This window comes from Streptomyces sp. NPDC001002, from assembly GCF_053599215.1.
This window is the reverse complement of sequence record NZ_JBSFLV010000108.1, coordinates 24,483-30,711: the sequence shown is the minus strand read 5'-3', so window position 1 is coordinate 30,711 and position 6,229 is coordinate 24,483. Positions and strand designations below refer to the sequence as shown.

Genomic DNA, 6,229 nt, shown 5'->3' with positions numbered 1-6,229 from the left:
ATCTACCACGGCTCGTACAAGCCCCTCAACGGTGTCGTCATGACCCGGGCCTACGAGTCCTCGCTCGACATCAGCTTCGATGTGCGCGGCGGGCTGCTGATCCGGCAGATCCACCACTGGGCGGCCGTGGTCTTCATCGCCGGCATGCTCATCCACATGATGCGGGTGTTCTTCACCGGCGCCTACCGCAAGCCGCGCGAGGTCAACTGGATCTTCGGCTGGACCCTGTTGATGCTCGGCATCATCACAGGGCTGACCGGCTACTCGCTCCCGGACGACCTGCTGTCCGGCACCGGCATCCGCTTCGCCGACGGCGCGATCCTGTCGATCCCGATCGTCGGCACGTATCTGTCGATGTTCCTGTTCGGCGGCGAGTTCCCGGGGCACGACATCATCTCGCGGCTCTTCCCGGTCCATGTCCTGCTGCTGCCCGGGATCATGCTGGGCCTGGTGGTCGCCCATCTGATCCTGGTCTTCTACCACAAGCACACCCAGTACCCGGGGCCGGGACGCGACCAGAAGTCGGTCGTCGGCATGCCGTTCCTGCCGGTCTACATGGCGAAGGCGGGCGGCTTCTTCTTCCTCGTCTTCGGCGTCCTGACGATCATGGGCGGCATCGCCAGCATCAACCCCGTCTGGGCGTTCGGCCCTTACCGGCCCGACCTGGTGACGACCGGCGCCCAGCCCGACTGGTACCTCGGCTTCTCCGAGGGGCTGATCCGGGTGATGCCGGGATGGGAGATCAACCTCTGGGGCCACACCCTGATTCCGGGTGTCCTCATCCCCTTCTCGCTCTTCCCGCTGATCCTGCTCGCCCTCGGCGTCTACCCGTTCGTCGAGGCGTGGATCACCGGCGACAAACGCGAGCACCACATCCTGGACCGGCCGCGCAACGCGCCCGTGCGCACCGGCCTGGGCGTGGCCTGGCTCAGCCTGTACGGGGTACTGCTGATCGGCGGCGGCAACGACATCGTGGCCACGCATCTGCATCTGTCCATCAACGCGATCACCTGGTTCGTGCGGATCGGCTTCTTCGTGGTGCCGGTGCTGGCCTTCCTCGTCACCAAGCGGTTCTGCATGGGACTTCAGCGCCGGGACCGGGACAAGGTGCTGCACGGCCGGGAGACCGGGGTCATCCGGCGGCTGCCGCACGGGGAGTTCGTCGAGGTGCACGAGCAGCTCCCGCAGGATCAGCTGCACACCCTCACCCAGCACGAACAGGAACCGGCCTACGAGATCGGCCCGATGGTCGACGCCAACGGTGTACGCAGGCAGGTCACGGTCTCCCAGCGGGTACGAGCCCAGCTCGCGCGGGCGATGTTCGGACCCGAGTCGCGGATCGCGAAGCCGACGCCGGAGGAGTACAAGGAACTCACCAGCGGCGACCACCACCACTGAGGCACTTCACCAGCGGCGACCGCCGCCGCTGAGCACCGTCTCCCGGCACTCGGTGGGGCCGCCCCAAGCGGTGCGCAGGGCACGGGCCTTGGTCAGCCAGAGGGAGAGGTCGTACTCCGCGGTGTAGCCGATCGCGCCGTGCAGCTGCAGTGCCGTACGGGCGGTCGTGTACGCCGCCTCGCAGGCCGCGACCTTGGCGGCGGCCACGTCGGCCGGGTCCAGGGTGAGCGCGGCGCCGAACAGCAGGGGTCTCGCGAACTCCAACGCGATCTTCGCGTCGGCCAGTTGGTGCTTGACCGCCTGGAACGACCCGATGAGGACGCCGAACTGGAGCCGCTGCTTGACGTAGGCGACGGTCCGGTCGAGCAGGGCGAGCCCGACGCCGAGGGCCTGGGCGGCGGTGGCGAGCCGGGCCCAGGTGAGCGCCTCGCCGAAGTGCGCCTCGGCGCGCAGGAGTTCACCGCCCGTGGCGGGCAGGGTCAGCCGCCGTGCCGGGTCGAGCGAGGCGCGTACGGGGCCGTGGCCGGGGGCGAGTCGCAGTTCGCCGTCGGTCAGGGTGAACAGCGCGGTCGCCGCGTCCCCGTCCAGCGCGTAGCCGCCCGCGGTGGCGAGGGTGGCCACGGTCTCGCCCGAGGCCAGCGCCGGCAGATACCGCTTCGCCGGGCCCGGTTCGGTCAGCAGGGCCGCCGCCGTCACCGTCTCCACCAGCGGCCCCGGGACCGCGTGCCGGCCCAACTCCACGAAGGCGACGGCCAGTTCGACGGGCCGGGGCCCCAGACCCTCGTACGCCTCCGGCACTGCCAGCGCGAACACACCCGCTCCGGCGATACGGCCCCACAGGTCGAAGCCGCGTGTGTGGTCGCCGGCGCTCCAGGACCGGATCGCCGACGGGGTGTCCGCGGACGCCAGCATCGTGTCCAAGGAGTCGGCGAACGCGCGCTGTTCCGTGTCGAGCAGGAAGCGCATCAGCGGCGTCCCTTCGGCAGGCCGAGCAGGCGCTCGGCGATGATGTCGCGCTGGATCTCGTTCGTGCCCGCGTAGATGGGTCCCGCGAGGGAGAAAACGTACCCCTCGGCCCACTCGTTTTCCGTCAACTCGCCCTGCTCGCACAGGAGATCGAGTGCCGTCTCGTGCAGCGCGATGTCGTACTCCGACCAGAAGACCTTGTTCAGACTGGACTCCGGGCCGAGGGACTCGCCGTCGAGGAAACGGGAGGCGTGGGCGTAGGTGAACAGGCGGTAGGCGCGGGCGCCGATCACCGCGTCGGCGACCCGGTCGCGCATCGACTCCGGAGCGCCCTGAGCCTGCCACAGCCGGTGCAGCCGTCCCGCGCCGGCCAGGAAACGGCCGGGGGAGCGCAGCATCAACCCCCGCTCGTTGCCCGCCGTCGACATGGCGATCCGCCAGCCCGCGCCCGGCTCGCCGATCACGTCCTCGTCCGGCACGAATACCTCGTCCAGGAACAGCTCCGCGAACGCCGGCTTCCCGTCCAGGCGTCCGATCGGGCGGACCGTGACGCCGGGTGCGCGCAGGTCGAACATCAGGTAGGTCAGGCCCTGGTGCGGCTTCGGGGCGTCCGGGGCGCTGCGGAACAGGCCGAACGCGCGGTCGGCGAACGCGGCCCGCGAGGACCACGTCTTCTGACCGCTCAGCAGCCAACCCCCGTCCGTGCGCACGGCCTTGGACCGCAGGGAGGCCAGATCGGAGCCGGCCTCGGGCTCCGACCACGCCTGCGCCCAGACGACCTCGCCGGTGGCCATGGAGGGGAGCACACGCGCCCGCTGCTTCGCCGTGCCGTGGTCGAAGAGGGTGGGCGCGAGCAGACTGATCCCGTTCTGCCCGACCCGGCCCGGCGCGCCCGCCGCCCAGTACTCCTCCTCGAAGACCAGCCAGGAGATCAGGTCGACGCCCCGACCGCCGTACTCCACCGGCCAGTTGACGACCGACCAGCGGTCCGCGGCCAGTTCGGCCTCCCACGCGCGGTGCGCCGCGAAGCCCTCCTCGGTCTCCAGGGACGGCAGCGGGGTGCGCGGCACATGGTCCGCGAGCCACGCCCGGGCCTCCGCGCGGAAGGCCTCCTCGTCCTGCGTGAAGGCGAGATCCATGGGCTGCCATCCTTCCCTAACAAGTGTTTGGTAGGTTAGCGTGGCCCTATGACAGGCGTCGAGAGTCCGGCGTACGAGCCGGGGCACGGTCTCCTTGCGGGGCGGTCCGCGGTCGTCACGGCCGCCGCCGGGGCCGGTATCGGCGGCGCCACGGCCCGACGGTTCCTGGAGGAGGGCGCGCGCGTGCTGATCAGCGACGCGCATGTGCGCCGGCTCAAGGAGCACGAGGCGGAGCTGGCCGGGGAGTTCGGCGCGGACGTTGTCGCCGCGCAGCCGTGCGACGTGACCGACGAGGGGCAGGTGCGGGCGCTCTTCGAGACGGCCGTACGGGAGCACGGGCGGTTGGACGTCGTCGTCAACAACGCGGGTCTGGGCGGGACTTCGGACCTCGTCGACATGACCGACGAGCAGTGGGACCGGGTCCTGGACGTCACCCTCAACGGCACCTTCCGCTGCACGCGGGCGGCCCTGCGGCTGATGCGCGAGGCCGGCGCCGGGGTCATCGTCAACAACGCCTCCGTGGTGGGCTGGCGCGCCCAGGCCGGACAGGCACATTACGCGGCCGCTAAGGCGGGCGTGATGGCGCTGACCCGGTGCGCGGCGATCGAGGCCGCCGCGTACGGGGTGCGGGTGAACGCGGTCTCGCCGAGCCTCGCCATGCACGCGCACCTCGCGAAGGTGACCACGCCCGAGCTGCTGGAGGAACTCACCGCGCGCGAGGCGTTCGGGCGGTACGCGGAACCCTGGGAGGTGGCCAACGTGATCGTGTTCCTGGCCTCCGGCTACTCCTCGTACATGACCGGCGAGATCGTCTCCGTCAGCAGTCAGCATGCGTAGCGGGACAATGGTCGCGTGCCGATCAAGAAGAAGCCCCAGGTGACCGCCGCGCCCGCGCGCCGCCGCGAACTCCTCGACACCGCCGCCGAGGTCTTCGCCGAGCAGGGCTACAACGCCACCACCGTACGCAAGATCGCGGACCACGCGGGCATGCTCGCGGGCAGTCTCTACTACCACTTCGACTCCAAGGAATCGATGCTGGAGGAGATCCTGCGGACCTTCCTCGACGAGCTGTGGAGCGGCTACGACGCCGTCCTGGACGCCGAGTTCGGGCCGCGCGAGACGCTGGAGGCGCTGGTCACCGAGTCGTTCCGGGAGATCGACCGGCACCGCGCCGCCGTCGCGATCTACCAGAAGGAGAGCAGGCAGCTCGTCGCGCAGGAGCGGTTCGCGTTCCTCGCCGAGTCGCAGCGCAAGTTCGAGAAGGCGTGGCTGTCCACGCTGGAACGGGGAGTCGCCGCCCGGGTGTTCCGGGCCGACCTCGACGTCCGGCTCACCTACCGGTTCGTGCGCGACACGGTGTGGGTGGCCGCGTCCTGGTACCGGCCCGGCGGACAGCACAGCCCGGAGGAGATCGCCCGGCAGTACCTGTCGATGGTGCTGGACGGGATCGCCGTACGCACGTAACTCAAGCGTGAGTCTGGGGAGTTGGCATGGCCGAGGCCTACATCGTCGAAGCGGTCCGTACGCCCGTCGGGCGGCGCAAGGGGGGTCTGAGCGGGGTCCACCCGGCCGACCTCGGGGCGCATGTGCTCAAGGAGCTGGTCGCGCGATCCGGCATCGATCCGGCCGCCGTCGAGGACGTCGTGTTCGGCTGTCTGGACACGGTGGGGCCGCAGGCCGGGGACATCGCGCGGACCGCCTGGCTGGCGGCCGGGCTGCCCGAGGAGGTGCCGGGCGTGACGATCGACCGGCAGTGCGGATCCTCGCAGCAGGCCGTGCACTTCGCGGCCCAGGGCGTGCTGTCCGGCACCCAGGACGTCGTGGTCGCCGGTGGCGTGCAGAACATGTCGCAGATACCGATCGCCTTCGCGACCCGGCAGGCCGCCGAGCCCCTCGGCTTCACGCAGGGCCCCTTCGCGGGCAGCGAGGGCTGGCGGGCGCGGTACGGGGAGCGGCCGGTGAACCAGTTCGCCGGCGCCGAGATGATCGCCGCGAAGTGGGGGATCAGCCGGGAGGACCAGGAGGAGTTCGCGCTGCGCTCGCACCGGCGCGCGCTGTCGGCCATCGACGAGGGCCGCTTCGAGCGCGAGACCGTCGCCTACGGCCATGTCACCGTCGACGAGGGGCCGCGCCGGGACACCTCCCTGGAGAAGATGGCCGCACTCAAGCCGGTCATCGACGGCGGTACCGTCACCGCCGCCTGCTCCTCGCAGGTCTCCGACGGAGCGGCGGCGATGCTGCTCGCCTCGGAGCGGGCGGTACGGGAACACGGCCTGACGCCCCGCGCGCGCGTGCACCATCTCTCCGTGCGCGGCGAGGACCCGATCCGCATGCTCACCGCGCCCATCCCCGCGACCGCCCATGCCCTGAAGAAGGCCGGCATGACCATCGACGACATCGACCTGGTGGAGATCAACGAGGCGTTCGCGCCAGTGGTGTTGGCCTGGCTGAAGGAGACCGGAGCCGACCCCGACCGGGTCAACGTCAACGGCGGCGCGATCGCCCTGGGCCACCCGCTCGGCGCGACCGGCGTCAAGCTGATGACGACCCTGCTGCACGAACTGGAGCGCACGGGCGGGCGGTTCGGGCTGCAGACGATGTGCGAGGGCGGGGGGCAGGCGAACGTGACGATCATCGAACGGCTTTGAGCCGTACGGTCGTTGCACGGCAGTGGGCCGCGCGGTGATCGGACAGTCGTCGCCGCGCGGTCGTCGGACAGTGATGAG

At 70.7% G+C, this 6,229-nt stretch carries 6 protein-coding genes; 4 read left to right on the top strand and 2 right to left on the bottom strand.

Going from position 1 to position 6,229, the window contains the following annotated elements:
• Positions 1–1,398 (top strand): cytochrome bc1 complex cytochrome b subunit (gene qcrB / locus ACWDR3_RS35100; RefSeq protein WP_450356614.1); only part of this gene is annotated, 1,398 nt, incomplete at its 5' end.
• 6 nt (positions 1,399–1,404) lie between these two features.
• Here the strand turns inward: qcrB and ACWDR3_RS35095 are convergent.
• Together ACWDR3_RS35095 and ACWDR3_RS35090 are read right to left on the bottom strand one after the other, a co-directional pair.
• The gene (locus ACWDR3_RS35095; RefSeq protein WP_450356613.1) at positions 1,405–2,364 is read right to left on the bottom strand and encodes an acyl-CoA dehydrogenase family protein; all 960 of its coding nucleotides are present in this window, start codon (positions 2,362–2,364) and stop codon (positions 1,405–1,407) included.
• A complete protein-coding gene (locus ACWDR3_RS35090; RefSeq protein ID WP_450356612.1) occupies positions 2,364–3,503 on the bottom strand; it encodes an acyl-CoA dehydrogenase family protein in 1,140 nt (379 codons plus the stop codon). The genes ACWDR3_RS35095 and ACWDR3_RS35090 overlap by 1 nt, the downstream gene beginning before the upstream one ends.
• A gap of 48 nt (positions 3,504–3,551) precedes the next feature.
• Here ACWDR3_RS35090 and ACWDR3_RS35085 point away from each other — a divergent pair, with 48 nt between their 5' ends.
• The 3 genes from ACWDR3_RS35085 to ACWDR3_RS35075 are packed head-to-tail and all read left to right on the top strand — an operon-like array spanning position 3,552 to position 6,151.
• Positions 3,552–4,340, top strand: coding sequence for an SDR family oxidoreductase (locus ACWDR3_RS35085; RefSeq protein WP_450356611.1), 789 nt, complete (start codon positions 3,552–3,554; stop codon positions 4,338–4,340).
• A gap of 15 nt (positions 4,341–4,355) precedes the next feature.
• The gene (locus ACWDR3_RS35080; RefSeq protein WP_450356610.1) at positions 4,356–4,967 is read left to right on the top strand and encodes a TetR/AcrR family transcriptional regulator; all 612 of its coding nucleotides are present in this window, start codon (positions 4,356–4,358) and stop codon (positions 4,965–4,967) included.
• A gap of 26 nt (positions 4,968–4,993) precedes the next feature.
• Complete coding sequence (locus ACWDR3_RS35075; RefSeq protein ID WP_450356609.1) at positions 4,994–6,151, top strand: acetyl-CoA C-acetyltransferase; 1,158 nt, start codon at positions 4,994–4,996, stop codon at positions 6,149–6,151.
• Positions 6,152–6,229: the final 78 nt, after the last annotated feature.